This is a genomic window from Myxococcales bacterium (genome assembly GCA_016716835.1).
Lineage (GTDB): Bacteria > Myxococcota_A > Polyangia > Haliangiales > Haliangiaceae > JADJUW01.
Genome location: JADJUW010000001.1, coordinates 1580287 through 1604191, shown reverse-complemented (window position 1 = coordinate 1604191; position 23905 = coordinate 1580287). Strand labels below are relative to the sequence as shown.

The following is a 23905-nucleotide window of genomic DNA, read 5'->3' as shown; positions in this document are numbered from 1 at the left end:
AGCCTGCCGGGGCAAGGAGACACTCATGGGCATCATGGATTTTATTAAGGGCGGGGTCAAAGAACTAGCGATCGCGCGGCCAGATGGCGCGAAACATTTCTGGGTCTACAAGCACCCCGATCAAACCATCCCAATGAAGTCGCAGCTCACCGTCGACAGCGACGAAATGGCGCTGTTTTTCAAGGATGGCAAGCTCGAAGGCAGCTTAGGGCCTGGGCGTCACACGCTCGAAACGTCAAATATTCCTTTCCTGAGCAATTTTATCGATTCGTTCACCGGCGGCAACGTCTTTATTGCCGAGGTGTATTTCGTCAATACGCGCGAACACCCCGAAATTAAATTCGGCACCAGCATTGGCGACATCCAAGATCCGCAGACGCAATTGCGCGTCCGCCTCATGGTTCATGGCGAGTTCTCGGCCAAGGTCATCGACCCGGCGAAATTTTTGATCGGCCTGGTCGGCCAACGCATGGCCGAAAATGAAGCCTTCATCGGCTGGTTTAAGAGCCAAGTCCAGAAGTCCATGAAGGACCACATTGCCGAGCTGATCGTCAAGGAGAGCTGGCCCCTGCTCAAGGTGTCTTCGGGCGCCTATACCAAGGAAATCGAGCAATTCGTACTCGGCTCGGTGCGGCCTGACATCGATGCTTATGGCGTCGAGATCATCCGTTTTGGCGATTTCACCATTTCGCTCGATCAAGAAGACAAGGTGCGCCTCGACAAGCTGGTCGAACGCGCCGCGTACATCAATATGAGCGGCGGCATGGCCGGTTATCAACAGTTGGCGCAGGCCGAAATGATGATGGGCGCTGCCGAGGGCATGAAGCAGGGCGGCGGTGGCGGCGCGCTCGACGGCGCCGGCATCGGCATGGGCTTTGCCATGGCCGGCCAGATGGCGGGCATGATGAACCAATCCAACGTCGCCAAGCCTGGCGCCGCACCGCCGCGGCGGCCGAGGCCGCCGGCGAATCAAAAGATCAAATCATGGCGTTGCTGAAGCAACTCGGCGAGCTCAAGGCCGCGGGGATTCTCAGCGAGGCGGAATTCGAAGCCAAAAGAAAGACCTGCTCGCGCGCTTATAGCGTCACGTTGTTGCGCGACGCGCGACCCGGCGTTGCCACATGGATAATCGCAGCTACTACGACGAATTTGCCGCGGGGTACGAAAGCGAGCGCAGCGGTGCCTACCACCGCATGCTCGACGACCTCGAGGTGGAGCTCGTCGCGCGCTACGGCACTGGGCGCGACGTGCTCGAGGTCGGTTGCGGCACGGGGCTGTTGCTCGGCCGCATCGGCGCCTTTGCGGCGACGGCGGTCGGCGTCGATCTATCGCCTGGGATGCTCGCCAAGGCCAGGGCGCGCGGACTTGAGGTGCGTGAGGGCAATGCGACCGCGCTGCCATTTGCGGATCAGAGCTTCGACGTCGTGTGCGCGTTTAAGGTCTTGGCGCATGTGCAAGATATTGAGCGTGCGCTCGCGGAGTGTGCGCGGGTGGTGCGACCGGGCGGGTGGGTGCTCGCCGAGTTCTATAATAAACACTCGCTGCGTTGGCTGGTAAAGCGGCTTAAGCCCGCGACCGCCATCTCGCAGCGCGTCGACGATGAGGCGGTGTATACCCGCTATGATACGCCGCAGGAAATTGCGGCCTACCTCCCACCCTCGTTGCAATGGGTCACGTCGCGCGGCGTGCGAATTTTTACGCCGGCAGCCAGCGCGATGCGGCTGCCGCTGGTGGGGGGATGGCTGCGCGAGGTCGAAGGCCGCTGCGCCGATCTTCCCATCGCGCGCGAGCTCGCCGGTTTTTATATCGCGTGCTGCCAGCGCGTGTAGCTCGCGCCGGCTATCGCTTAAGCTGCGGCGCGAGGATGCCGAGCTGGCGCGCACGGCTGATAAACGTCGATTTTGGCATGCCCATCAGGCGCGCGGCGCCGCGCAAGGACGTATTGGCCTCAAGCGCAGCGATCATGCGATCGCGCAGCTGCTGCTGATACGCGGCATAGCTTTGCGCTTGCAAGCGCCGCACCTCGCCGTGCTGGCCGAGATACTCGACATCGCGCGGATCTATCTCCACATAGCCGTCGTCCGGTGTCGCGGTAGCTGTCGGCGCGAGCTGCTCATCGGAGGTGTCGAAGGCGGGCCTATGAGGGACGGCGGTGGCATCCGCAATGCGAGGCGCGCGCCGGCGCATGGGTGGATAATAGGGCCTCAGCTCGACTTGTTGCGGCACGAGCAAGGCCGTCTGCGGCGGCGCAGATGGTTCGAAAAAGTCGCTCGGAAGCAACACCTCGCCACCCAAGTTGACGGCGCGAGTGACCGCATGCCGCAGCTCGCGCACGTTGCCGGGCCACGTATAGCGCAGCAGCTCGTCGCGCGCGGCCGCGCTGACGCCGCGCTCGCCAAACTCGCCGCGCAGTTGCGATAAGTAATATTCCACCAGCACCATGATGTCTTCCGGGCGTTGCCGCAGGGGTGGTAAGTTGATGGTGACCGTCGCGAGGCGATGGTAGAGATCCATGCGGACGCGGCTCTCTGCGTCGCGGCCTAGGTTTAACCGATTCGTCGCGGCGACGACGCGCACGTTCACGGCCATGTCGTGCGCCGCGCCCACTTTGCGAATGACGCCGGTTTCGAGCGCACGCAGCAAGGCGGGTTGTTGCAGCAGGGGCAATTCGCCGAGTTCGTCGAGAAAGAGCGTGCCCTGGTGGGCGCATTCGAAGTAGCCGCTGCGGTCGGCACTGGCGCCGGTGAAGCTGCCCTTCTGGTGGCCAAACAATTCCGACGCAATGAGCTCGCTGGGAATCGCGCCACAATTCACCGCCACAAACGGCCCGGCGGCGCGCGGCGAGGCATCGTGGATCATCTTGGCAAAGAGCTCTTTGCCCGTGCCGGTCTCGCCGATGAGCAGCACGTTGCAGCTGCTGCCGGCGATCTTCAGCGCCGTGGCGACGCTGCGGCGAAATGATTCGCTTTGGCCTATCAGCCCCGCCACCGCAGGCGCGCCGCTGGCGGAGTCATCCGCGAGCGCGACCAAGCGAGTCGTGCCCAGGCCAACCAGTGTGCCGACGCGGAGCTCGGCGCCCTCGACGCGATAGCCGTTGACGAACGTGCCGTTGGCGGATTCCCGATCGCGAATAAACCAGCGTTCGCCGACGCGCTCGATGACGCAATGAAGCTTGGATACGTATGGATCGCTTAAGGTGATATCGCAGCTCGGTTGCGACCCGAGCACCAGGCGGTTGCGCAGGTGTAGCGGTATGTATTGCCCGGTGTTGGTGTTGCGAAACCCAGCCACCCGCGCGGTGGTGGTTTGCGCTAAGCGCATCGTCGACTCCGCGCGGGCATGCCCTGGCCGGGCACTGACGGCCTGTCCGTCCACTTCGGTCGCTGCTGCAAATTGATTGCTAATCCCCATGAATACCTCCGCCCACATTGTGATGGAGCGGGAAGAGGGAGGGATCTCCTATAGCGGGCTTGTCGCGGTGTCAGTGACGCCGTCGTAACAAATTGATTCGCAAAGGGAAAAACAACGCCGCGCGCGTCACGCTTACAAACGGCGCCCCGCGTCCCTAAGCGTCGGTCGCGGTTTCCGCTTCAAGCGACGTGGCGGCAGCGTCTGTGGGCAGCGCGCTCGGTAAGATCAAGCGCCCCGCGAGAAGGCCCAGCACCGCGGCGCAGCCCGAGCCGCACAGCACAGCGAGCTTGGCGGTTTCGAGCAAGGCCCCGGGGGGAAACGCGAGCTGCGCAAGAAACAGCGCCATCGTAAAACCCACGCCTGCCACCATGCCAACAACGGCAGCGTGCGACCACTTCACACCACGTGGCAAGGCCACGACACCGGTCGCGGCCATCGCGCGCGTCAGCAGCATGATGCCGACCGGCTTGCCAATCGCCAGCCCCAGCGCAATGCCCCAAAATACGCGTGAGCCGGCGGCGTCAAAGGTTGCGCTTCCCAGCGGCACGCCAGCATTTGCCAACGCAAAGATTGGCATGATGCCGTAAGCGACCCAACCGTGCAGCGCGGTGGTCAGGCGGTCTACGGGCGAAATTGCTTCGCGGCTCGCCACCGTCAGCGCCGCCAGTTCTTCTTCTACCTCAACCTCGCGCGCGCTAGCCTCCGCGGCGGGGACCACTAAGTCTGGGGTATGCAACGTCGTCAGCCTGTCAACCGATGCCTTGGCCTGAGCGACAAAGCCCGCTGTGCCGTACCACGCCGTCACGGGCGTGAGCAGACCGGCGATTACGCCGGCCAGTGTTGGATGCACGCCGCCGACATACAACCCGGCCCACATGACAACGCCAGGCGCGACGTAGGCCCACGCATTGCGCACGCCAAGCCGCTTGAACAACACCATCATCAGCAGGCCGCCGCTCGCCGCTATGAACCCAGCCTGTGAGATGTCAGTCGCGTAGAAGACGGCGATGACGACGATGGCGATCACGTCGTCAATGACGGCGAGCGCCAGCAGCAAGATACGCAGCGCCGGCGCAACGCGCGCGCCAAGCAGCGTCATAATGCCGACGGCAAACGCGATGTCGGTCGCCATCGGCACAGCCCAACCGCGGATGGTTTCGTGGCCCCAGTTTATGCTCGCGTAGATTATCGCCGGCAGCAGGACGCCGCCTAGTGCCGCGAAAATCGGTAAGGCGGCGCGGCTGGCCGTGCTCAGCTCGCCCTCATGCATTTCGCGGCGAATTTCTAAGCCGACCACGAAGAAGAAGATGGCCATTAAGCCATCGTTGAGGCGATCGCTGCTGCGAGAATTAACAAGATGCCGCTGGCCGCCTCGATTTGGAGAAAGCGGTCGATCGGCGCTACGGCGCGTCGCAATAACGCGCGCCCCGGTTTCCAGGCGCCCGGCGGCGTCGGCGCTATAGAGGGGTGCGGGGCGCGAGGGGTAGGCTTTGAAGTCGACATGGGTGCTCCGGCAGCTGGTTGCGTCGCGCCCATGCGGCGAAACGCGGATGGCGGCCCGACCATCCAACTCCTGCCGTGCACTCGCATCGGCACCCTTTAACGATCACGCTAACAAAGCCGCGCAGGCGACGCAACCGCGCGCTCGCGATAGCACGCGAGCGCCTAACGAATCAGCCGCGACAACTCTTTGAACTCCGGGGTGCCCGCGCGCCCGAGCCAGTCAAACAAAATGGTCTCGGTGCCAGCCACCACGCCGCCCGCGCTCTTTGCCAGCTCAAGGCCTGTGCGCCAGTTGGCTTTGCGTCGCGACGCCACCGCATCGCTGGCGATATGCGTTTGCAGGCCGCGCGCGCGCAAATCGCGCACGGTTTGCCACACGCAGATGTGCGTCTCCATGCCGGCGCAAATCCATTGGTCGCGCGCACCGAGCGTTGGATAAATATCGGCAAACGCTGGAGCCTGCACCGCCGAGAACTCGACTTTGCTAAACATGGTCGCCTTGGCGTCGCGCAGCGCCGCGGCTAATTCGGGCACCGTGGCGCCAAGGCCCTGTGGGTATTGCTCGCTGGCGACGATGGGTATGCCAAGCCGCGCGCTCGCCGTGATCAGCGTGAGGGTTTGCTTGATCACCGCCGCGGTAATCTCGCTCGGCATCGCCGGCGCGAGCTTTTCTTGAATGTCGATGACGAGCAGGACGGACCGCGACGGCTCCAAGCGTTCAAGTTTCATCCTCGCACTATGCCACGAATTTACGGCGCGGGCAGGGCGGCGTGCTATACGCGCCACGTGAGCCGCCGCGACAACGCCGACCGCCGCTGCGTGCGCTGCCGCATGCTCGACGATGGTTGTGTGTGCGCGCTCATCCCGTCGCCGCCGCTGGTCACGCAAACGCGGCTGTTGCTAGTGACACACTACCGCGAAGATCGCCGCCCAACTAACACCGGCCGCCTCGCGACGGAGTGTCTCGCCAACTCCGAGGTTTACGTGCGCGGGCATCGCGCGGACTCGCCCGCCGCCATGCCGCCGCCAACCATAAGTAGCGCCACGCGTCCGCTCTTGCTCTATCCCGCCGACGACGCCACCGAGCTTGTGCCCAGCGATGGTCGACGGCGACGTCCCCGTCACGCTCATCGTGCCCGATGGCTCGTGGCGCCAAGCCTCCAAGGTGCGTGCGCGCGAACCGTGGCTCGCCGGCGTCCGCTGCGTCACGCTGCCCGCCGGCGCACCGACCGCCTATCACCTCCGCCACGAACCCAAGGCCGGCGGCCTCGCCACCATGGAAGCCATCGCCCGCGCCCTGGGCATCCTCGAAGGCCCGCACATCCAAACCGCCCTCGAACTTGTCTTCTCCGCCATGGTCGCCGCCACCCTCCGGACTCGGGGTCACTCCACCACCGATTTAATCCCATAATTACATATGGTTAATCTATGTGCTGCGTAGTCACCTGCTGACGCAACGGCGACCACCGTCAATGAGCCGTCTTGGTCCCCGTGCCTGACGTATCACCGAGGCGTCGCCGCAGGGCGCAACAAATCGTCGCCTCCGTCGATAACATTGCATGGCCAGAAAGCCGCGGATGTTCGTTCCGCACCTACCTCACCACGTCGTCATCCGCGGAAATAACCGCCGTAGGCTGTTTTCCAGCCGCCTGGACTACGAAACCTTCTTGCGTTTTTTGCATCAAGCGCTCGATAAAACTGGATGCGCACTCAACGCGCTTTCGATCTTGACCAATCACGTTCACCTGCTGTTGACACCCTCGACGGAGCTCGCGCTGCCCGCATGCATCAAGTTGGCTTCGCAGCGTTACGCCCACTTTCGAAATATGCGGCGCGGTGCCACGGGCAAGCTGTACGAGCAAAGATATTTCTGCAAACTAGTCGATACCGAGCGCTATCTTGCATGTGTCACTGCCTACATCGACGCAAACCCACGTGCAGCCGGACTAGTTACCTGGCACGGTGCGGCCTATCCATTTACAACCCTGCATCTCCATCAAGGCCGGGCGGATGCCGGTGCGATCAGCCCGCAGATTTGGACGCCATCGGCCTGGTATGTTGCGCTCGGTCGCAGCGATGACGAACGCGCGATGAGCTATGCCCAAGTTGCTGAACGTTACGCGCTTGAGGCGCTGAGTATCCCCAATATCGAGGCGTGGCAGCGGCCAGTCTCAAATCTCACCTATGTTGCGGGTTGCGCACCTTCGCAGCGCCAGCGGTTTGAGCGGCCGGATGGGACAACAGCGTTGTGATCACGCAGTGGCCATGGTAAATATCTGAAATTGTTTGGTTATTTCGCCCATGGAGTGACCCCTAGGTGGGAGGTGCGGGCGAGGACGTCGTCGTGGATGGTGACGGTGGTGCCGGCGGCGGCGGCGAGGCTGCGGACCCAGGTGACGAAGTGTTGGCGCTGGAGCTCGGGGAAGATGTCGGTGAGGATTTTCGATTTTGGCGTGGTTTCCTCGGGCCAGATGGTATCGAGCAAGACGATGTCCCAGCCCCACTTGGTGCGGAAAGGGGCGGAGACCGTGCCAGGTTTTTTCATGGTGAACAGCACGTCGCCAAAGGTGAGGTCGAGTTGCCCACGCTGGGTTAGCTCACCGCGGTAGGTTTCAAGCTGAGCTTCGGCGACGCCCCAGGCGGGGTCGGCTTTGTCGACGAGCTGCTTAAACTCGATGCCGACGACATCGTCGCGTCCGGCGAAAGCGGCATGAATTCGGGCCATCGCATCTTTGGCCTTGGCATCTTCGATCATGGCGGAGGTGCCGCCACTCACCTTGATGCGCAGATAGCGATAGCGGCGGAATTCGGGGCGCTTGAGGCCATGGTTGGCGTCTTGGCCAAAGCGGCGCCGGATTTTTCAAATGCAGGTCGACGGCCTTTGCTGGCAGATCTGCAATCGTCTTGACCGTAGCGTTGAAAAACGTTCTTGCGCGGCGGCCGCCAGCGCTGCGTGCAAGGCAGCCTCTGCCTCGGCGGCCCAGATGGTGCGCGCACGTCGCCGCCTGCCGGTGATGGCTGCGCGTTGTATTCGCGCATGGCCGCTTGCGCCAACAACTCGGTCTCGATGCACGCTTGCAAGGCCGCGGCGGCGGAGCCCGCCCACGTTTGCGCGGCGACGCACGAGGCGAGCACGGGCTGCCCATTTACAACCGCAACGGCGGTGTCGGTTTCGCTGGGCACTTGCTGCAGCGCCAGCGTTTGGGATGTCGCCGCGCGCGCGCGCTTCCGGCGCTGGCTGATTGCAGGCAGCGCTCAGGCTGGCGCAAAGCATGGCAACTAGCGAATAGGCTGAAGGTACCCTCATGGCGCGGCCTCCCAATACAGCGGCGGCAAAGGCGGCATCGCAGCTTGGTGCGCGGACGCGGTTGCAAGGCTCGCCGGGTCGAGCGTTGGCTCAGGTGCGCCGCGCAGCAGCAGGCTGTCTGCTAAAGGCACCTGCGGCAACGCCGCCTTCCACTGCCGCTCGGTCTGTGCCTGATTGATCTCATATTCATAAGCCAAGGCATCGGCCGAGGTCGCCGATAGGTCGGCGAGGCGCTTAGCGAACTTGTCGCGCTCTTCTTTGGTGGTTGCCAGGGCCAGCATTTCGCGAAGGTTCTCCCGCGCGCGCTCGTGCTGGCCCATAGAAGTACGGATGTGCGCGGCGAGAGTGGCTAGCTTTTTGGGCGCCCCGGGCTGCCGCACCGCGCGCTCGAGCAACATGGCGCCGCGCTCTTTCCATGCGCGATCTTCAATGGGGTTATCGCTCTTTAGATCTACCAGGTAAATCTGCCCAGCCTGCTGGAGGATGCGCCATTCATTGGGCATGCGGGCAATACCGCGCTCGAGAAACTCAATTGCAGTCTTGTAAGCGATTTGCGGCGCGCCCGCCATCCGTCGAACTCATCGGCGAACTCCGCCGCCGCCGGCATCCATTCAAACGCTGGTACATGCAATGGGTCGCACGCCACGATGGCGTCGGCCATGCCAGCGACATCGGCCAGGGTCTCTCCGCGACCGCCCAGGAGGGCGAGGCCGCGCGTGTACAAAATATCGGCGCACATTTCGCGGTATCCGAGCGACATGAGCTGGGCGGCGACCGGCGCAGGAATGCTGGGCTTGGCCCGATTTTTCCCGTGCCGCACGCCGAGAAACGCCTGCGCAGTGCCGACACCGAGCAATGCAGCCAGACATGTGGCCACCGCGCTCCATCGTCGGCGTAACAAATTCCTATTCACAGCCACGGCTGCGATTTTACGCGCCCTCGCTAACAAAATCTTTAAGAGCCCAATTTTTTTGCTAACGAATGAACGCAAAAAAGCCGCCCATGGGGCGGCTGGCATTGCTCATTCGTTATGAGTAGTTCTACTTAGTCACCCGCTGCGGCCTTGTTCAGCGAGACCGTTGGCGAACCAGTGGTTGACGCTCCGATCAACTGGAGCGAACCAAGGTCGGCATCACAATCGACATCGTATGTTGCAACGGCTTGAAAAAAACGAGCATTGAGGACCGCAGTTCCTGAAGTCGCAGTACCGCCAGAAAACGCTGGGACGGTGCCGGTTGGTGAATGCTGCGAAGCGCGGCGGCGGTCGGCAGTTGGTACAGTACTGGCCGTAGTGGGCATCGGTGATGACAAAGTCAGAGCCTGCCAGCCTCTGAGCCTGCAACAACGCTCCAAGCACCAGCGCCAGCGGCATACTGGTTTTTGGCGTTGGCCGCAGGGCGTGGCCCGCTGGTTGAATGCCCGTGTCGAGCCCTGGGTACGCCGACTCGGTCACAAAACCGGTCTTCGCGCCTTTGCCAATGGCGTTGAGCTGGAGCTCAAATTCCGCCGACTTGCCTTTGCGCATGTAATCCATAAACGCCGGAATAGCGACGGCGGCCAAGATGCCGATAATCGCGACGACGATCATGAGTTCGATGAGCGTAAAGCCACCTTCTTTGTTCTTGTTTAGTTTGCTAAGCATTTTGTATTTCCCCTTTTAGATTGTTACTTCCCCGAATTGGGCGACGTGAAGGGTATAAGCAACCTACGTGCCAGGCAAGAAATTGGCTAACTGGCTGATGAGAGGCCCGCAAATGCCGCGCCGACTTATTTAAGTGACGCGACTGGCAGCAAAAAACGGCACCGCTGCCAAAAAACGGCACTTCGCGCGGCGCGCGATGGAGGCTGGATGTAGGACAGCGTGGGTGCGAACCGCGCGCGCCCGTCGCGCCAGCGCGCCACGGCCTCTACATTGTAAGACCGCGCATGGCGCCATGGAATTGAGCTAGCATAGAGCCATGCCACATGTTCGCCATCAGCTCCAATCAGGGAGGTTGCGTCAGCCCTTCGCGGCCCGTCATCATCGCTAACCTAACGAGGCGGGTTTTACCCTGGTTGAACTTCTCGTCGTCGTCGTCTTGATCGGCATTCTCGCCGCGGTCGCGGTGCCGATGTTCTCTGGCACCTCAAACAAGGCCAAGATGAACGCCGAAACCAACGCGATTCTCACCGACATCCGCACGCGGCAGGAACAATATGCCGTGGAGATGGGGCGCTATTTCACCACCGCCGATACCATGGGCGTGCCGCAGGCCAACCTCAACGGCACCAAGGGCCCGTGGCAGACCGCTGGCGTTACCAGCTGGGCGCCGCTTAAGGTCGCGCCGAGCATCACCGATGTCGCCTGCACCTATATGACGCGCGGCGGGGGCCGGGCACGTTTTCGGCCATTGCCACCACCAAGCCGTTTGACCACATTCCCAACACGGCGCCGGCGAGCCAGAATTGGTATGTCGTCGTCGCGCTGTGCGACGACAATCGCAACGCGACGGCGCCAGAATACATTTACTACGGCACGAGCTGGAGCTCGGGCACGACGCGCGCCAAATACGTCCCGTAAGCGCAAACCTGCCGCGCGGCGCCCTACGCCTGGTCGCCGCCGTCATCGCCACCGCTCGGACGCGCCGGGCGATTGCCGGGAATCGTCGATTCGCCAGGGCCGGGCGCATGCTCAAGGTCTTCGCCCTTATCAAGCCCAAGCTTGTCTAAGCGATAACGCAGCGAGCGAAAGCTCACGCCAAGCAGCGCCGCGGCGCGTTTGCGGACGCCGCCGGTTTTTTCCAGCGCGCGCGTGACCCAGCCGCGCTCAAAATCGGCGAGCAGGCGGTCGAGGTCGACACCGTCGGCGGGAAATTCATCGCTGGCCGCCCCGCCGGACCAACCGCGCCGCCCGTTGCCAGCGAAAACTGCCCCGACAAGTCTGCCGGCGAAATCGCCGCGCGCAGATGCGGCAACACATCGGCGTCCCTCGTCGGCCCGCTCGACAAGGCGACCGCTCGCTCGATAATGTTTTCCAGCTCGCGGGCATTGCCGGGAAAATCGTAGGCCTCGAGCAGCCGCATCGCCTCGGGCGTGATGCCGCGAATTTGCTTTTCTTGCTCCGCGCCGAAACGCCGCATGAAATTGTCGACCAAAAGCGGCACGTCTTCGCGGCGCTGGCGCAGCGGCGGCAAGCGCACTTCAATCACATTGAGCCGGTAATAAAGATCGCTGCGAAACGCGCCTCGCGCCACCTCGGCCTCGAGCTCGCGGTTAGTCGCCGCCACCACGCGCACGTCGATTTCGCTTTCCTCGGCCGAGCCGACCGGCTTGATGCGCCGCTCTTGCAGCGCGCGCAACAGCTTTACTTGCAGGCTAAGGCCGAGTTCGCCAATTTCGTCGAGAAACAGCGTGCCGCCGTTGGCCTGCTTAAACAAACCCACCTTGTCTTGGTGCGCGCCGGTGAACGAACCTTTAACGTGGCCGAACAGCTCGGATTCCATCAACTCTTCGGGAATCGCGCCGCAGTTCACCGCGACAAAGGTGCCGGCCTGGCGATTGCTTTCCGAATGCAGCGCGCGCGCCACCAGCTCCTTGCCGGTGCCGCTCTCGCCGGTAATGAGCACGTTGGTCTTGGTCGAGTGAATCTTGGTAATCAGCTCGAACACCTTGTGCATGGCGCGGCTCTTGCCAAGCAGGCGCCCTAGGCGCACCTTGCCCTCGACCTTTTCCTTGAGCGCCGCGTTTTGCAGCATCAGCCCGCGCTTCTCCATCACCCGGCCAATGACCGCGTTGATCTCGTCGATCTTAAACGGCTTGGTTAGGTAGTCATAAGCGCCGAGCTTCATCGCGGCGATCGCGGTGTCGGCGGTGGCGAATGCCGTCACCAAGATCACCTCGCTCGCGATATTCGCGGCCTTCATTGCAGTGAGCAGGCCGATGCCATCGAGCTTGCCGGGCATGCGCAAATCGGTAACGACGACGTCGGGGTGCTCCGCGGCCTCGGTTTGGCTAAGTTTCTCGAAGGCCTTATCGGCCGACTCACAGAGCACGACGTCATGGCCAGCGCGGCGCAAGCAAATCGACAAAAACTCGCGCATGGACTGTTCGTCGTCCACCACCCAAACTTGGCCCATGCCATAAATGATAACTCATCGCGCGCGCGTTGCGTCGCCCGCCCGCGCTTTGTAGGGTAGGGCCATGGCAGATAGCTCAAACGTTGCGCGCCGGCTTATCATCGGCATCGCGCTCGCCGGCGTCGCCATCATCGCTTGGTGGCTGCTGCGCGCGCGCGCTGGCGATGGGCCGTCGTCGTCGCGCACGTCGCCGAGCGCCGGCGTCGCGCAACGCGCAACCGGCACCGATCGCCTCGACCCCGGCGCCACCGCGATTAAGGATGGTGAGCCACCGCCGGTGCTCGTCACCAAGAGCGGCGCGATCGTGCAAGACCGCACCACGCATGGCGTGCGCGATGTCCCGGATCCGATCCCGCCGGGCACCGAATTTGATCTCAAGGGCGTCGCGACGCCAACCGGCGCTGCGCTCGGCACGGCGATGTTGCCCGTGCTCGCGCAATGCACAAGCGAGCTGCCCCGCGAGGCGCGCGGCTCCAATGCCCTGGTGCAACCCGCGTTCGTGGTGCAAGTGGCGAGCGGCCAGCTCACGGTCACGGATGTTTCGTTTTCCACCCGCGACATTGCAGATTCGGCGCGTGGCGCGTTCACCGAGTGCATGCGCCGAGGCGCGGTCGGCACGACCATGCCGGCGCCCGGCGAGGCCGATCTCGATCGATATCTAATTCATATCCCGATGCGGCTCCCCAAGTAGCCACTCTATTCGCCGTGTCACCTTGTCGCCCCAGGTCTCGATGGTGTTAGCGCGCGCTAGCGCATACTGGCTTGTCGCAAGCCGATAAATGCTACATAAAGACACCAGAAAGTCGTTGATGCACCGCACTCCTTTCCCTATAGTCCGACCCCCAATGGCGGCTTATGTACGATGGCAATCGCTAGTGGCAGTCGCGTTGGTGCTTGCTATGGCACCAGCGGCAGGCGGCTGTAAGGAATACTCCGCGCGCAGCAAGGTCAAAGAGGCCACCACGCTGCACGATGAGCAAAAATACAAAGAGGCCGAGGCGCTGCTCGACCAGGCCATCGCGGCGTCGCCCGACCTGGAAATCGCGCATTTCAACCTCGGCATGGTTTGCTACAAGCAGTTTCGCCCCGGCGACACCACGCCGGAAAACAAGGCGATGGCCGATAAGGCCGCCAAACACCTGCAGTTTTACCTAGACCGCCACCCCAGCGAAAACCAAATTCGCACCATCATCACCAAGCTGTGGACCGGCGTTGGCGACTACGACAAGGCGATTGCCTATTGGGAAAAAGAACACGCCGCCGCGCCGCAAAGCCGCGAAATCCTCAGCAAGCTGGGGGCGATTAACTTCGAGGCCGGGCGCTATGAAGCGGCCGTGGGCTGGTTTGCCAAAGAGGCCGACATTGCACCCGATAATGGCAAGGTGTCCGCCTATCTAATGATAGGTCGGATGGCCAAGGCGCGGTTGCGGGACATCGCCAAGGTGGTTGGCGACGAGCGCATCGCCAACGCCGACCTGGCGCTGGGCTACCTCATTGCCGGCACCCAAATTGAGCCTAAAAATGTCGAACTTGTCGGGACCTTGGGCAACTTGTACGCCTTCCGGGGCGCCTCCCACGGCCCCTCCTGGGCCATGGCCATCGACGTCGCCGAGTCAGAGATCTATATGGGGCGCTGGCGCGTTCTATTTGGTGAGGCAGCCAAAGCCGCCAAGGCGGCGGAAGCGGCCGCCGCTGCCAAGCCAACGCCCTAACTGGAGGAACGCATGTTCGAAAACTACGACCGAGGCCTAACCTACAAACGCCGCAAAGAATTTGTCGTGCCAGGGATTATCATCGCGATTTTATCGCTGACGATTGTCCAGGTCCGCTCGGTGTGGTCGATTGCCAAGCTGCCAATGCCTCGCAGCGGCATCGACGTCGACGCCATCCCGGCCAGCGATCCGCCGCCGCCGCCACCACCCAAGGGCGGCGCCAAGCCCAAAACCGAAGTGGTCCCGACGGTCAAGAAAATCAAAGTCGAAACCCCGGTGCAACCGGTGCTCAAGAAGGCCGAACCGGAAAAATCGCTCGATACCCCCGAAGATGCCGGCGAAGCCGATGGCGTCGAGGGCGGCGTTGAAGGCGGCGTCGCCGGTGGCGTGGTTGGCGGCGTGGTCGGCGGAACCGGCGTGGCGGCGGTCGCACCACCGCCCGTGCCAACCCAACAAACCGTGCCCCCCACCGCGTTTAAGGCGAACCGCATCTCGGGCAACGAACAAATTCAGCCCGACGACATGACCAAGCTCGAGATTTCGCGCTCCGGCAAGAGCCGCCTAATCGCCAGCGTCAAGGTCTGCGTCGATGCCAGCGGCAATGTTTCTTCGGCAACCAAAGTTGGCGGCGGCACCGGGTTTGCCTCCTATGACAGCAAAATCCTCGGCGAAGTGCGAAAGTGGCGGTATCGGGCGTTTTTGGTCAACGGCAAGGCCGTGCCAACGTGCTCGGTGGTGCAGTTTATTTACATGCAAAAGTAGGGCCCTGCGGCCTTGCGGCGGCAACGCGTAACATATTGGACTTGCAGTTTTCTTTACCAGATTTTATATAGCCACTTCTTGAAAGGTTAGCCATGGATTTCAATCTCGTCGAACTAGTCAAACACATGAGTGTGCCGGTGATTCTCACCAACATCTTCATGATCGTGATGGGGCTGTTTGCGCTCTATATTATTTTTGAGCGCTACGCGACCTTCAAAAAAGCGACGACCGAGAACGTTGGCTACGTGCATGCCCTGCGCGCCGCCTTGTCGAGCCGCAACATGGACGCCGCGCTGCAACAGGCGCAGGCGCACACCAAGAGCCCGATTGCGCGGGTCATGGAAGGCGCGCTCAAGGCCGTCAAGTCGGGCCAAGCGGCGCAGGCCAAGTACGGCCCTAACGACGTCGGCGAATTTGACGTCATCGACGCGCTCAACCGCACCCTCGACCGCATCAAGGAACGCGAAACCCTCAACCTGCGCAAGGGCCTGGGCGGTCTCGGCACCGTCGCCACCATTACGCCGTTCGTCGGATTGTTCGGCACCGTGCTCGGTATTATCAACGCCTTCGGTCTGCTCAAGGGCGGCGGCACCATCGACACCGTCGGTCCGGCCATCGCCGAAGCGCTCCTATCGACAGCCGTGGGTCTCCTCGTCGCTATTATCGCGGCGATTTACTTTAACTTGTATACGACCAAGGTCGAAAGCATCGCGGTTGACATGAACGACGTCTCGTCGGAATTTGTCGACTTCGTGCTGCTCGAAGGACGGGCGTAACATGGCCGGGCGTCGGCTGCCAAAAAAGCCAAAGGTCGATGCGGTTCGCAACGACATCAACGTCACGCCGCTGGTCGACGTGGTGCTGGTGTTGCTCATCATCTTTATGGTGATCGCGCCGATGATGGCCCGCGGCCGCGACATTGCCGACCTGCCCAAGACCAAGTTTCACTCACAAGAAAAAGACCAGCAGCAGCCCGTGGTGGCGCTCGATGCCGACGGCAACATCTGGTTTGACAAAGAGATGTTAAGCGACAAGGGCGCGGCGAAAAAGCTGACACCGGCGGTCGAAAAAGACCTCCGCGACCGCATCCAGCGCGCCTGGGACACCTCGCAGGTCGAAGCGGGCAAGGGGCGGGTCTTCGTGAAGGCCTCCAGCTCGCTGCCCTATAACCAAGTCTATCCGCTCATCATTGCGCTCAAAGACATGCCCAACGTGTCGTTTGATATCGCGACCGCCGAAGAGCTCAAGTAGCTAGCACGTAGAAGGAGATACCCATGGGCATGAACACAGGTGGAGGCAGTGGCGGCATACGCACCGAGATTAATGTGACGCCGCTCGTCGACGTCGTGCTCGTGCTCCTCATTATCTTTCTCGTGACCATGCCAATCATGATGAAGCGCATCACCGTCCAGGTGCCGCGCAAGCTCGACGACAACGAGATCCTGGCCACCAACAACAAGCAATTGACCGTGCTGGTGAAGGAAAACTCCGAGGTCATTTTTAACGACGGCGATAGCGAGCGCACCTTTAAGCTTGGCGATTTAGCGACGACCATGAGGCCGATCTTGGATGGCCTTAAGGGAGACAAGGTGGTGTTTGTCGATGCGGATGACAACGTCCCTTGGGGGCAGGTTACCGGTGCCATGGACACCCTGCGCAGCATGGCGAGCGACCCCAACAATCGCGACGAAATTAAGATCGCGATCAAGGTCAAAGAGCCGACTGACGGCACGGCGCCCGCGGCGCCATAGATTTCGGTAGCGCGCGGCCAGGACCGTAGCAAAACGCAACACTTTGCCGTGGTGACCGCTCACTCCAATCCGGAGCGCGGTTCAGCCGAGCAGATCGCTCCCTGGGCGCGCTTCAAAGGTGCTGCCTTAGGTACGCAGCGCGTTAGCAGGGGTTAGGCGTAAATGCTCATGTTTGTGCGCGATTTCGCTAGTGTCGGCTCTGCAACAAGAGGGTGACACAAACTTCCCGAAGGCTTGACTTATCAGGCGGCTGCCAAGTACAAGCCCAGGGTTTACACGGAGCGCAAGAGGAACCAATGAATCAACGAATGCCAAATCTTACGGTGGCGAGTGTTGCACTTGCCATGGCGTGCGGCGCAGCGAGCTGCTCTGACCTGTCGAGCCCAACCGAATTGCGGCCGGAAGGTCCGCCGATGATTCGCCAAGTCTACATCACCGAGGCCGTGCCCGTGGGCAATGCCTTCGTGAACCGTCGCGCGCAGCTCGCGTTTGGCGACCACTTTCTAAAGATTGGCTGCGACTCCGACGAGGACGCGATCGAATGCGACAACCGCACCGGCGAGAACGCCACGGCCGATGCCTCGCAGGCCATTCGCGTCGTGTTCGATGAGCTGCTTATCGGCAACGCGCTCGAAGAAATCGCGTGCGCTGGCATCGTCGACGAAGACAACTACGACAGCGTGCCGCTCGGCGCCACCCCGGACGACATCGCCCGCTGCGCCGGCAAGCCCGACGAGATCAAGGCCACGTGCCAAGGCGAATACGCGGTATGCGTCGGCTCAGACCCCGCCAATCCCGTCGGCATCCTCGACGACAACGACGATTTTGCCGCAGATACGCGTCAGTTCATTACGAGCGCCGTCACGATCACGTGCGATGGCATCGAGGTCCCGCTCGACAGCATCGGCAGCTATTACTATCCGTCCGGCAACCAGCAGCCACCCTCGTTCGGGGCGGACATTACGTCGAGCATTCTCTCGATGGGCCCTGCGCTCGTGCTGCGCCCCTCGCTCGGCTTGCCGACGGATGCAACCTGCACCTTTGCCTTCGACGAAACCGTCACGGATAAGCAGGGCGAGCTGCCATGCGCGGCCGACGTGTTTGAAACCTATGATGAATTCCTCGTCGACGCCGGCGCGGCGCCGAACACCAATGAATGGCTAGAGCAAGACTTTTCGTGTTCAAGCCCAGATAACCTCGGCGAAATCTCGTTTAGCACCGACGTTTGGCGCGTGAGCAACCAGTCGGTGCTCAACAACGCGACCGGTGTGGCGCGCAACATCACGATTTCGCTCACGCTCACCATCGCTCCAGATCCCGACACGCTCGCCGCGGGCGTGACGTTGCGCGAGGTCGGCGGCGCCGATGTCGCGGTGACGATCACCCCCAACGCCACCGAGCCGCGCACGTTCTTGGTCGATCCAAACGCCACGCTCGACGCGACCGAAGAATACGAACTCGTGTTCGACTCCGATCTTAAAAACATTTTTGGCCAGTCGTTCGTTGGCCCGTTCAGCCTCACCTTCACCACGGCCAACTAACAGGAGCAGACCATGACATTTAGAAATATCTTATCTGCTATCTCGCTCGGCGCGGCCACCCTGGCGCTCGCGTCCGCCGTCACGCCGCATGCCGCGTACGCGCAAAGCAGCACGACCGGTGGCCTCATGGGCGTCATCAAAGACGAAACCGGCGCGCCGCTTGACGGCGTCACGGTGACGGCGGTTTCGGGCAGCAACATCACGGAGACCGCGATCACCGAGAACGGCGGTTCCTTCCGCCTGACCGGCCTCGTGCCTGGCACCTACCTGGTCACCTTGTACTTCGGCGAATCCGCCGTGGAAGTGCGCGACGTTAAGATTGGCGTCAATAAGACCACGCCGCTCTATCGCACCATCAACACCAAGGCGAGCGAAGTCATCGTGGTGCAGTCGTCGGGGCAACTGGTTGACGTCACGTCGACCAACCAAGGCATCACCATCGACAAGAACTACTACACTAAGATTCCGGTGCCTGGTCGCGACTTTGAGTCGACGCTTGGGGCCGCCGCTGGCTCGCAGGGCGACGGCGTGGGCGTCTCATTCTCGGGTTCGTCCTCGCTCGAAAACCAATACGTCGTCGACGGCGTCAACACGACCGGCCTGCAATTTGGCACGGTTGGCAGCCCCGTCATCAACGAATTCATCGAAGAAATCGAAGTGATCACAGGTGGCTATAACGCCGAGTATGGCCGCGCCACGGGCGGCGTCGTCAACGTCGTCACCAAGACCGGCACCAACGAGTTCGCGGGCTCGGTGTTTGGTTACATCTCGCCTGGCTTTCTCGTCGCCGACGCCGAGCGCGTGCCGAGCCAGGTCAACTCCATTCAGCCGCGCACCGACCTAAACTTTCAAGGTGATTTCGGCTTTGAAGTGGGCGGCCCCATCATCAAGGACAAAGCATGGTTCTACGTCGGCGTCGTGCCGAGCTACTCGCTCGTCGACGTCAATCGCGCGGTCTATCGCCGTACCGACTGCCGCGCGACCAACGACGACGGCACCCTGTCCGCTTGCGAATTCGACCAGACCACGGGCAAGGCGCTCAACCAAGACGGCGCGTTCGACCGCGATCCGGACACCGGCTTCTTCTTGACCGAGGTCGTTGAAGAGAAGGTCGTGCAGCGCGACTCGCTGTCGTTTAACCTGCTCGGCAAGGTGAACTTTGCGCCCAAGCCAGAGCACCAGGGCCAGATCTCGGTCATCGCGCTGCCAGGCAAGGCCGAGGGCGGCACCGTGCTTGGCAAGGTCGAAGACATGACCGTCGACATCAAGCAGCTGACCATGGATATCGGCGGCAAGTGGACGTCCAAGTTCAACAATGACAAGACCGAGGTCCAAGTTGGCGCGGGGTATCACTTTGCGTCGACCAACGTCTCGGCGCGCGATAAGACGCTCAATTTGCAGCCCCAGCAGATTCTCCGCGAAGGTACCCTCGGCAACTGGATCGAGCTGGGCAACGAATCAGGTTTGGTCAAGGCTGGCTGTGAAGATGGCACCGCCGATGACCCATACGAACTTATCGCCAACTGCCCGGTTACCGAGCGGGCGTTTTATGCCTTTGGTGGCCCAGGCACCTACGGCACCGAGTCCGAGTCGCGCCTAGCCATCAAGGGCGACGTCACGCACCGGCTCAATTTCAAGGGCAACCATGAAATCAAGCTCGGCGGCGACTACGAAGACAATACGCTGACCAGCCTGCGCCTGTTCTCGGGCGGCGCGTACTTGGAAAACGTCGTGGGCAGTTACGTCATCGTCAATCGTTGGGTGCAGCTCAAGCCGGAAAACTCAACCGACACGCGCTTTGATAATACTTGCGTTGATTCCGGCCGCGTCGACATCTTTGGCAACCCGGTCTCGTTTGAGTGCGACTTCCTCAGCGGCGTTGCGGGCTCGAAGGGCACCACGGTCGAGAGCCGCACGGTCAACTACTCGGGCTATCTGCGTGACTCGTGGCAAATCAAGCCAAACCTCACGCTCAACGTCGGCATGCGCTATGAGTCGCAGGCGCTGCGCTACGCGGATGAATTGCAAGGCACTATTGACGCGTTTACCAAGCGTCAGCTCGGCAAGAACGCCATGGAGCTCAACAACCTGTGGGCGCCACGCGTTGGCCTCATCTGGGACTGGACCAAGGAAGGCAAGTCCAAGCTGTTTGCCAACTGGGGCCGTTTTTACGAGGCGATTCCGCTGCGTATCAACTTCCGCTCGTTCGGCGGTGAGTCTTCGTATCGGCAAATCTTTGGGGTGACCGGCGGCGGCAATTCGTGCGGCGCGACCGACCCACTAATTGGTGGCCCCAACGGCACGGGCTGCTTAGTGGATGAAAATGCCACGGCGGATCAGGCACAGCTCATTGGCGCCGCCGGCGTCTATGTGGCACCTGGCATCAAGCCGCAGTACCTCGACGAACTCGTCTTGGGCGTTGAATACGAACTCGTCGACGACCTCAAGGTCGGCGTGACGCTGCAAAATCGCCGCCTCGGTCGCGTCATCGAAGACGTCTCGACGGACGGCGCGGATACGTACATCATCGCCAACCCGGGCGAGTGGAGCCAGGCCGAGGAAGATAAGGTCCTCGCGCAGCTCGCGGCCGCCGGCACGCCCGAAGAAGTCGAGCGCCTCGAGAAGGAGCTTGCCCTCTATCGCGGCATCCGCCTGTTCGATAAGCCGACCCGCGACTACAACGCGCTGCAATTTACCGTGACGCGTCGCTTTTCCAAGGCGTTCTACATGCAGGGCAGCTACACGTACGCGCAGCACCGCGGCAACTTCCCTGGCCTCATCTCCTACGACAACGGCCAGGTCGACCCCAACATCTCGTCGCAGTACGATCTCATTGAGCTGCTCGGCAACCGCGTTGGCGCCTTGCCGCTCGATCGGCCGCACTACATCAAGATCGACGGCTACTACACCCACGACATGAAGAAAGCCGGCGAACTAACCTTTGGCGTGCGGGCGCGCGCGCTTTCGGGCGTGCCGGTCGAGGCGATTGGTGGTCACCACCTTTATGGCCCGGCCGAATCGTTCTTGCTCCCGCGGGGCGCCATGGGGCGAACGTCGTTTGTTCACGGCGTCGATCTCAAGCTTGCCTATGGGCGCAGCCTGTCGCGCGGCATGAAGCTCGAGGTGTTTGGCGACGTGTTCAACGTCTACAATCGCCAAGAGCAGGGTTCGGTTGACGAGATCTATACGGACGGGTCGGAGCGCAACAACTTTGCCAATCCGATCATCGGCGGCAGCTATGAAGATTTGATCTGGCTCAAGGCGCTCGACGACAACGGCAAGGAGCCTGGCAGTCCAGTGCCGGTAATTCGCAACAAGAACTTCGGTCGCACTACCAGCCGCGGCGCGCCGTTGTCGGTGCGGTTTGGCGTCCGCCTTTCCTTTTAGTATACCGAACGCTACTTTAGCCTACACAGAACGCACTTGGCTGGAGTAGATTTCGGTGCACGCCTGCAGCGAGGGAGGGCGCATACGCTTTGGTATGTAACCGACCAAGCGAAGCCGTACACCGAAAGATGCCCAGCCAATGCGTTCCTGTTTAAACCCTGAGCAAGACGCGGCGGTCCATCATGTCGACGGTCCGCTGCTCGTGCTCGCGGGCGCTGGTACCGGCAAGACGCGGGTGCTGGTGTCGCGCGTGGCACACTTGGTCGATACGGGGGTGCCACCCTCGGAAATCTTGGCGGTGACGTTTACCAACAAGGCAGCGCGCGAGATGAAGGAGCGCCTGTCGCGGCAGCTGGGCGCGCGCGCGGGGCGGATTTGGATTGGAACGTTTCACGCCATTTGCGCGCGGCTGTTGCGCGAGCTGGCGCCGCTGGTGGGGCTCACTCAGACGTTCACCATTTTTGATGTCGATGACCAGACCAAGCTGCTCGGGCGCTTGCTCAAGGAGCTCGGCCTCGCCGAGACCCACACCACCAAGAGCGTGCTATGGGCGATGGATCGCATCCAGAGCACGGGCGGTGACCCAGCGACGTTGGTCACCGGCGAGCCCATGGATGAGGCGCTGCATCTTGCCTGTCCGGCGTATCAGGCCGCCCTGTTGCGGGAGAACGCGACGGATTTTCATGGCCTCTTGGCGCACGTGCTGCGGCTGCTAGACTCCCCCGCTGGGGAATCCTTGCGGACGCGGTTTCGCTACGTCTTGGTCGACGAGTTCCAGGACACCAATCGGGTGCAGTTTGGGCTCGTCGCCGGCTTTGCGGCCGCGACGCGAAATTTGATGGTGGTGGGTGACGACGACCAGTCGATTTATGCGTGGCGCGGCGCAGACCCACGCAATATTTTGGACTTTGATCGCGCATACCACGGCGCGACGGTGATTCGCCTCGAACAAAACTATCGCTCGACCAGCGTGGTGCTGCAGGCGGCCAACGCGGTGATCGAAAAGAATGTTGATCGCCACGGCAAGCGGCTGTGGACGGCGCATGAGGGCGGCGAGCCGCTCGAGGTGGTCGAGGCCGGCGATGAGCGCACCGAGGCCCGGCTGATCGCGACGGAGATCGCGCGCATTGTGCAGGCTGGCCGATCGCTGGCGGATATCGCGATCTTATATCGCACCAATGCGCAGTCGCGCGTGCTCGAGGAGCAGCTGCGTGAGCGTCGGATTGCGGCGGTGGTGGTCGGTGGCATGTCTTTTTTTGAGCGCAAGGAGGTCAAGGACGCGATGGCCTATGTGCGCATGCTGACCAATCCGAGCACCGACCTGTGCTGCGAGCGCATCATTAATGTGCCGGCGCGCGGCATTGGCGACACCACCATCGAGCGGGTGCGGGCGTTTGCGCGCGCGGAAGGCACGAGCCTGCTTGAGGCGGCGCGGCGGATTGCGCAGGGGCTCGGCGCAGGACTAACGCCGGCGACGCGGCGCAAGGTGGCGGCCTTTGTCGCGACCATCGACGAGCTGGCGGCGGCGGCGCAGCCAGGTGCGTCGGTGGCCGAGGTGATGATTCAGGTGATCGAGCGCTCGGGGCTGCGCGCGGCGCTAGAGGCCACGGGCGAGGAGGGCATCGATCGCGTGCGCAACCTCGCCGAACTGGTGACCATGGCGTCGGATTTTGATGAAGACACCGGCGGTGAAGGCACGCTTTCGGAGTTTGACGAGCGCTGTTCGCTCTATGCGCCGGCCGACAAGGAGGGCGCCGAGGACGAAGACGCGGTTACGTTGATGACCATCCACGCCGCCAAGGGCCTCGAGTTTGCGGTGGTGTTTATGTCGGGCATGGAGGATGGGCTGTTTCCAAGCCTGCGCGGGCGTGAGGGTGTCTCGGACGTGCTGGAACTCGAAGAGGAGCGACGGCTGGCGTATGTCGCGATCACGCGCGCCAAGGAGCGCTTGGTGATGACGCATGCGCGGACGCGGCGGGTGTGGGGCAGCATCATGTTTCAAGAGCGCTCGCGCTTTATCGACGACATTCCCGACGCGTGCTTTGGCGAGGGCGGCAGGCGCGCGCGCAAGGGCACGATGATCGACGGTGGTCAGCGGCTCGCGCCGGTGATGGCGCGTGGCCTCGGCATGCCGCGCCAGGGTGGCGGCGCGGCGCGCACGCGCACCTACGACGAATACGATCAACGCGACGTCTTCGAAGAGCCGGTGTTTAACGCGGCCGGCGGGACGTCGCGACCCGGCGGGCAGGGCGAGGGCGGGGCCTTTGTGGTGGGCGGGCTGGTCGAGCACCAGATGTTTGGCCAGGGGCGCGTGCTGTCGGTGGAAGGCAAAGGCGACAAGCAAAAGATCTTGGTGCAGTTCGCGCGCATTGGCACCAAGCACGTGCTGTCGCGGTTTTTGCAGGCCAGCAAATAG

Annotated in this window: 20 protein-coding genes and 3 pseudogenes; 16 read left to right on the top strand and 7 right to left on the bottom strand. The window is 62.1% G+C overall.

Annotated features, from left to right (window positions below):
* The first annotated feature begins 25 nt into the window (after positions 1-25).
* Both IPL79_07065 and IPL79_07060 read left to right on the top strand, forming a co-directional pair.
* Positions 26-1059 (top strand): annotated as a pseudogene (locus IPL79_07065) (SPFH domain-containing protein).
* A gap of 62 nt (positions 1060-1121) precedes the next feature.
* Complete coding sequence (locus tag IPL79_07060) at positions 1122-1829, top strand: methyltransferase domain-containing protein (protein MBK9070744.1); 708 nt, start codon at positions 1122-1124, stop codon at positions 1827-1829.
* A gap of 10 nt (positions 1830-1839) precedes the next feature.
* On the opposite strand, the gene IPL79_07055 is transcribed toward IPL79_07060, so the two are convergent.
* The 3 genes and pseudogenes from IPL79_07055 to IPL79_07045 all read right to left on the bottom strand — a co-directional run bounded on the left by IPL79_07055 (position 1840) and on the right by IPL79_07045 (position 5643).
* Positions 1840-3321: a sigma 54-interacting transcriptional regulator gene (locus IPL79_07055; protein MBK9070743.1), complete on the bottom strand. Its 1482-nt coding sequence runs from the start codon at positions 3319-3321 to the stop codon at positions 1840-1842.
* A 244-nt stretch (positions 3322-3565) separates the two neighbouring features.
* Positions 3566-4914: pseudogene (gene nhaA, locus IPL79_07050) on the bottom strand (Na+/H+ antiporter NhaA).
* Positions 4915-5076: 162 nt separating this feature from the next.
* The gene (locus IPL79_07045; protein MBK9070742.1) at positions 5077-5643 is read right to left on the bottom strand and encodes an isochorismatase family protein; all 567 of its coding nucleotides are present in this window, start codon (positions 5641-5643) and stop codon (positions 5077-5079) included.
* Positions 5644-5652: 9 nt separating this feature from the next.
* Here IPL79_07045 and IPL79_07040 point away from each other — a divergent pair.
* A pseudogene (locus tag IPL79_07040) lies at positions 5653-6325 on the top strand (DTW domain-containing protein).
* Positions 6326-6491: 166 nt separating this feature from the next.
* Positions 6492-7166, top strand: a complete 675-nt coding sequence (locus IPL79_07035) for a transposase (GenBank protein ID MBK9070741.1) — start codon at positions 6492-6494, stop codon at positions 7164-7166.
* A gap of 38 nt (positions 7167-7204) precedes the next feature.
* Here the strand turns inward: IPL79_07035 and IPL79_07030 are convergent, their stop codons facing one another.
* Positions 7205-7690, bottom strand: a complete 486-nt coding sequence (locus IPL79_07030) for a peptidylprolyl isomerase (protein ID MBK9070740.1) — start codon at positions 7688-7690, stop codon at positions 7205-7207.
* Between the two features lie 153 nt (positions 7691-7843).
* On the opposite strand from IPL79_07030, the gene IPL79_07025 reads away from it, so the two are divergent.
* Complete coding sequence (locus IPL79_07025) at positions 7844-8197, top strand: hypothetical protein (protein MBK9070739.1); 354 nt, start codon at positions 7844-7846, stop codon at positions 8195-8197.
* Between the two features lie 20 nt (positions 8198-8217).
* On the opposite strand, the gene IPL79_07020 is transcribed toward IPL79_07025, so the two are convergent.
* Positions 8218-8790, bottom strand: a complete 573-nt coding sequence (locus IPL79_07020) for a hypothetical protein (protein MBK9070738.1) — start codon at positions 8788-8790, stop codon at positions 8218-8220.
* Positions 8791-8846: 56 nt separating this feature from the next.
* Between IPL79_07020 and IPL79_07015 the strand changes: the two genes are divergently transcribed.
* Positions 8847-9119 (top strand): hypothetical protein, encoded by a 273-nt coding sequence (locus tag IPL79_07015; protein MBK9070737.1) that lies wholly within the window; start codon positions 8847-8849, stop codon positions 9117-9119.
* Between the two features lie 234 nt (positions 9120-9353).
* Here IPL79_07015 and IPL79_07010 read toward each other — a convergent pair whose 3' ends face one another.
* A complete protein-coding gene (locus IPL79_07010) occupies positions 9354-9863 on the bottom strand; it encodes a pilin (GenBank protein MBK9070736.1) in 510 nt (169 codons plus the stop codon).
* A gap of 409 nt (positions 9864-10272) precedes the next feature.
* On the opposite strand from IPL79_07010, the gene IPL79_07005 reads away from it, so the two are divergent.
* On the top strand, positions 10273-11016 hold the full coding sequence (locus tag IPL79_07005; GenBank protein ID MBK9070735.1) for a hypothetical protein: 744 nt from the start codon (positions 10273-10275) through the stop codon (positions 11014-11016).
* On the opposite strand, the gene IPL79_07000 is transcribed toward IPL79_07005, so the two are convergent.
* On the bottom strand, positions 10954-12336 hold the full coding sequence (locus IPL79_07000) for a sigma-54-dependent Fis family transcriptional regulator (protein ID MBK9070734.1): 1383 nt from the start codon (positions 12334-12336) through the stop codon (positions 10954-10956). The two genes, IPL79_07005 and IPL79_07000, sit on opposite strands and share 63 nt — an antisense overlap.
* A gap of 64 nt (positions 12337-12400) precedes the next feature.
* Here IPL79_07000 and IPL79_06995 point away from each other — a divergent pair, with 64 nt between their 5' ends.
* From IPL79_06995 to IPL79_06955, 9 genes are all read left to right on the top strand, one after another.
* Positions 12401-13027, top strand: a complete 627-nt coding sequence (locus tag IPL79_06995; GenBank protein MBK9070733.1) for a hypothetical protein — start codon at positions 12401-12403, stop codon at positions 13025-13027.
* Positions 13028-13211: 184 nt separating this feature from the next.
* Complete coding sequence (locus tag IPL79_06990; GenBank protein ID MBK9070732.1) at positions 13212-14048, top strand: tetratricopeptide repeat protein; 837 nt, start codon at positions 13212-13214, stop codon at positions 14046-14048.
* Between the two features lie 12 nt (positions 14049-14060).
* Positions 14061-14810: a hypothetical protein gene (locus IPL79_06985; GenBank protein ID MBK9070731.1), complete on the top strand. Its 750-nt coding sequence runs from the start codon at positions 14061-14063 to the stop codon at positions 14808-14810.
* 92 nt (positions 14811-14902) lie between these two features.
* On the top strand, positions 14903-15586 hold the full coding sequence (locus IPL79_06980) for a MotA/TolQ/ExbB proton channel family protein (GenBank protein ID MBK9070730.1): 684 nt from the start codon (positions 14903-14905) through the stop codon (positions 15584-15586).
* A gap of 1 nt (position 15587) precedes the next feature.
* Complete coding sequence (locus IPL79_06975) at positions 15588-16061, top strand: biopolymer transporter ExbD (protein ID MBK9070729.1); 474 nt, start codon at positions 15588-15590, stop codon at positions 16059-16061.
* Positions 16062-16084: 23 nt separating this feature from the next.
* Positions 16085-16561, top strand: coding sequence for a biopolymer transporter ExbD (locus IPL79_06970; protein MBK9070728.1), 477 nt, complete (start codon positions 16085-16087; stop codon positions 16559-16561).
* A 296-nt stretch (positions 16562-16857) separates the two neighbouring features.
* On the top strand, positions 16858-18102 hold the full coding sequence (locus IPL79_06965) for an Ig-like domain-containing protein (protein MBK9070727.1): 1245 nt from the start codon (positions 16858-16860) through the stop codon (positions 18100-18102).
* Between the two features lie 12 nt (positions 18103-18114).
* Positions 18115-21489 (top strand): TonB-dependent receptor, encoded by a 3375-nt coding sequence (locus IPL79_06960; protein MBK9070726.1) that lies wholly within the window; start codon positions 18115-18117, stop codon positions 21487-21489.
* 139 nt (positions 21490-21628) lie between these two features.
* Positions 21629-23905, top strand: coding sequence for a UvrD-helicase domain-containing protein (locus IPL79_06955; GenBank protein MBK9070725.1), 2277 nt, complete (start codon positions 21629-21631; stop codon positions 23903-23905).